4 protein-coding genes and 1 pseudogene are annotated in these 4,104 nt (G+C 62.5%); 4 read left to right on the top strand and 1 reads right to left on the bottom strand.

Annotated features, from left to right (window positions below):
• The first annotated feature begins 24 nt into the window (after positions 1–24).
• From K9857_RS29810 to K9857_RS29800, 3 genes are all read left to right on the top strand, one after another.
• Entirely contained in the window at positions 25–726 is a 702-nt protein-coding gene (locus K9857_RS29810; RefSeq protein ID WP_224542086.1) for a response regulator transcription factor, read from the top strand.
• 4 nt (positions 727–730) lie between these two features.
• The gene (locus K9857_RS29805; RefSeq protein WP_224542085.1) at positions 731–2,029 is read left to right on the top strand and encodes an ATP-binding protein; all 1,299 of its coding nucleotides are present in this window, start codon (positions 731–733) and stop codon (positions 2,027–2,029) included.
• 148 nt (positions 2,030–2,177) lie between these two features.
• The gene (locus tag K9857_RS29800) at positions 2,178–2,438 is read left to right on the top strand and encodes a hypothetical protein (RefSeq protein ID WP_224542083.1); all 261 of its coding nucleotides are present in this window, start codon (positions 2,178–2,180) and stop codon (positions 2,436–2,438) included.
• A gap of 112 nt (positions 2,439–2,550) precedes the next feature.
• Here the strand turns inward: K9857_RS29800 and K9857_RS29795 are convergent, their stop codons facing one another.
• Positions 2,551–3,084 (bottom strand): tetratricopeptide repeat protein, encoded by a 534-nt coding sequence (locus K9857_RS29795; RefSeq protein ID WP_224542081.1) that lies wholly within the window; start codon positions 3,082–3,084, stop codon positions 2,551–2,553.
• Between the two features lie 184 nt (positions 3,085–3,268).
• Here K9857_RS29795 and K9857_RS29790 point away from each other — a divergent pair.
• Positions 3,269–4,045, top strand: a pseudogene (locus tag K9857_RS29790) (methyltransferase domain-containing protein); the annotation flags it as partial.
• Between the last annotated feature and the right edge of the window lie 59 nt (positions 4,046–4,104).

Below are 4,104 nucleotides of genomic sequence, written 5' to 3'. Positions count from 1 at the left end.
CACAGCACCCCTTGGAAACACCCCATGCCCAACATCCTCCTGGTCGAAGACGACACCGCCCTCGCCGAACTGATCGCCAGCTACCTGGAACGCAACGGCTACTCCGTCAGCGTCATCGGCCGTGGCGATCAGGTGCGCGAGCGGGCGCGGGCCAGTGCGCCGGACCTGGTGATTCTCGACCTGATGCTGCCCGGCCTCGACGGCCTGCAAGTCTGCCGCCTGCTGCGCGCCGATTCGGCGACCCTGCCCATTCTCATGCTCACCGCCCGCGACGACAGCCACGATCAGGTGCTGGGTCTGGAAATGGGCGCCGACGACTACGTCACCAAACCCTGCGAACCCCGGGTGTTGCTGGCCCGGGTGCGGACCTTGCTGCGCCGCAGCAGCCTGAGCGAGCCGCAGACCGGCAACGACCGCATCATCATGGGCAACCTGTGCATCGACCTGTCCGAGCGCACCGTGACCTGGCGCGAGCAACCAGTGGAGCTGTCCAGCGGCGAGTACAACCTGCTGGTGGTGCTGGCCAGACATGCCGGCGAAGTGCTCAGCCGCGACCAGATCCTGCAACGCCTGCGCGGCATCGAGTTCAACGGCACCGATCGCTCGGTGGACGTGGCGATCTCCAAGTTGCGCCGCAAGTTCGACGACAGTGCGGGTGAAGCGCGCAAGATCAAGACGGTGTGGGGCAAGGGTTACCTGTTCAGCCGTTCCGAATGGGAATGTTGAGCCGATGTTCAGAATTCTCTTTCGCCTGTACCTGGTGACCATCGTCTCGTTCAGCGCCGCGATCTATCTGGTGCCGGACCTGGTCATCAAGGTATTCCACGAGCGTTTCGTCACCTACAACCTCGACTACTCCCGCGGCCTTCAGACGCTGATGGTCAAGCAGTTCAAAGCCGTGCCGAGCGAACAATGGCCGGCGCTGGCGGCCGAAATGGACGAGGACTTCAAGCCGCTGCACATCGTCCTCAGCCGCAACGATGATCCTGAGTTCAGCGCCGATGAGCAGCAGCGCCTGCAGCGCGGCGAGAACATCGTGCGCATCGGCGACTGGGGCTGGCGCACCCTGGCTGTGTCGCCGCTGAACGAGCGCACCGTGGTGCAGATGGTGGTGCCGCCGGACCCGATGGATGTCAGCTTGTTGTACTGGAGCATCAACGTGCTGATCGGCGCGACCATGCTTGCTTGTCTGCTGTTGTGGTTGCGCCCGCACTGGCGCGATCTCGAACGTCTGAAAAGCGCGGCGGAGCGCTTCGGCAAGGGCAACCTGAGCGAGCGCACGCAGATTTCCCCCAGCTCCAACATCGGCAGCTTGGCCAATGTGTTCGACACCATGGCCGGCGATATAGAGAACCTGCTCAACCAGCAGCGCGACCTGCTCAACGCAGTCTCCCACGAATTGCGCACGCCGCTGACCCGCCTGGACTTCGGCCTGGCCCTGGCGCTATCCGACGACTTGCCGGCCACCAGCCGCGAACGCTTGCAGAGTCTGGTGGATCACATTCGCGAACTGGATGAGCTGGTGCTGGAACTGCTGTCCTACAGCCGCCTGCAGAACCCGGCGCGGGTGCCGGAGCAGGTCGAGGTGTCGCTGGATGAGTTCATCGACAGCATTCTTGGCAGCGTCGACGAGGAACAATCCCCGGACATCGTCATCGACGTGCTGCTGCACGGTCAGCTCGAGCGTTTCAGCCTCGACCCGCGTCTGACCGCCCGGGCCCTGCAGAACCTGCTGCGCAACGCCATGCGCTACTGCGAAAAGCGCATCCAGATTGGCGTGAAGGTCTGCCCCAAGGGCTGTGAAATCCAGGTGGACGACGACGGCATCGGCATTCCGGACGACGAACGCGAGCGGATTTTCGAGCCGTTCTACCGCCTGGACCGCAGCCGCGATCGCGCCACCGGCGGCTTCGGCCTGGGCTTGGCGATCAGTCGCCGGGCGCTGGAAGCCCAGGGCGGTACGCTGACGGTTGAAGCCTCTCCGTTGGGCGGCGCGCGGTTCCGTCTGTGGCTGCCGACGCCGGCGTAAGCACAGGAATATGACAAACGGTAGCGCCCGGCGGGGCTTTGAGCCGCAAACCTGTCAAAGCTGACAGTAGTCACGTTCGTCGCTTGGGCGTTTCATTGTCCCTACGCAGTCAGGCTGTCGCGCCACGCACTGATGACTGGAGGGGACAATGGCAGCGCCAAGCACAAGAAAAAGTGGCAAAGGGACAATCAACGCCATCAAGAAAGTCTGGGTCGACGCAACGTCGACGACATTCGCCATTGTCATGGCCGATGACGGGCGCTCCCGGCTGGCAGTGAGGATCGGGCTGAACCTCACGGAAGATGGCGATGACTATTTTCTGGTGGGGGATCGAGTGCGGTATACGGTGGTGACCGGAGCTGTGGGGGAATTCCCACGAGGTCAGGACCTGACGAAATTTCCCCTGTAGGAGCGAGCATGCTCGCGATGGTCGTCAACGATAACGCTGGCGGCCTGACGCCCCGCGGTGTTCTTGCGTGCATCGCGAGCGTGCTCGCTCCTACAGGGGGCGGTGGCGCCGATCAGGTTTTTGCGGAGCCCTCGATGGCCTCGGCCAGGTCCCGGTATTCCTCGCACGTCGTGTTGCCGCAAATCGACTTGATCTGCTGCAACTGTTCCTGGGCCAGGGCCAGCTGGCCCTTGATCACATAGGCTTCGCCCAGGTACTCGCGAACTTTCGCGTAACGCGGGTTGAGCTTGACCGATTGCAGGTAATAGCTGATGCCTTCATCGGTGCGCCCCAGCTTGCGGGTGGCGTAGCCGCGGTAGTTCAGGGCGATGGCGGTGTTGGGTTCCTGCAGCGTATCGAGCAGCGCCAGCGCCTCTTCGTAACGCCCGTCCTTGGCCAACTGATAGGCGTAGTCGGTACGGTCGGCGTCCGGCACCAGCTTGCTGGTTTGCATCACGCATTTCTGGGCTTTCTTGTCGAAGACCTGGCCTTTGGGGCACTGGGGTTTGGCGGGCGAGTCTTCCTCGCCATTGGCCCAGACCTGGGCGCTGGACAAGGCGACGGCTAGCAAGAGCGGGGCGGTGAACATCGTATAACGGCTATTCATGGGCAATGCTCCATGGGTGTCAGGATTGGGACATCGAACAGGCCGAAACGTTGATTTTTATCGATCAGTAAAATCTAAACAGCGCAAGGTGAACAATCATTCATTTTGTTTCTGGAGTCCAGTGCAAGGAAAGCTCAAGTTGAAGAGTTAAGCTCCTCAGCATCCATCGCCGAACTGGAGTTCTGCCATGAAAGATCAGATTCACCATTCAGCCGCCGCCGGTTACAAGACCGGCGCCGACACTTACGTGCGTGGTCGCCCGGATTACCCGCCCCAGGTGGCCACATGGCTGAGCGATACCCTGGGATTGAACGCCGACGCCGCCGTCATCGACCTGGGCGCCGGCACCGGCAAGTTCACCGGCCGGCTGCTGGCCACCGGCGCGCAGGTCATCGCCGTGGAGCCGGTGGCGCAAATGCTGGAAAAGCTCGCCGAAACCTATCCTGAAGTACTGGCCGTGAAAGGCACGGCAACGGACTTGCCCTTGCCCGATGAATCGGTGGATGCGGTGGTCTGCGCCCAGGCCTTCCACTGGTTCGCCACTGGCGAAGCCCTCGACGAAATCGCCCGGGTGCTCAAGCCTGGCGGTCGGCTGGGGCTGGTGTGGAATCTGCGGGACACACGGGTTGGCTGGGTGCCGAAACTGGATGCGATCGTCAATGCCCTGGAGGGCGATACGCCGCGCTATTACACCGGCGAGTGGCGCCGGGTGTTTCCCCATCCGGCGTTCGGGCCGTTGCGGTCCCAGCATTTCAGCCATGGCCATAGCGGCTCGCCGGAGGATGTGATTTTCAATCGGGTACGTTCGACCAGCTTTATCTCGGCGTTGCCGGAGGCGGAGCGGGCGAAGGTTGATGAGCGGATCAGGGCGATGATCGAGGGTGAACCGGAGTTGCGGGGCAGGGAGGAGGTGACGGTGCCTTATGAGACGGCGGTGTTTGTGGCGGTGAAGGGCAGTTAGATCGGTTGTGTGGCCTTCGCGGGCAAGCCTTGCTCCTACAAAGGCACCGCTGAACCTGT

The sequence above is a fragment of the Pseudomonas sp. REP124 genome (genome assembly GCF_020164475.1).
Taxonomy (GTDB): Bacteria; Pseudomonadota; Gammaproteobacteria; order Pseudomonadales; family Pseudomonadaceae; genus Aquipseudomonas.
The sequence above is the reverse complement of the archived record's forward strand: the minus strand, read 5'-3'. Positions and strand labels throughout refer to the sequence as shown.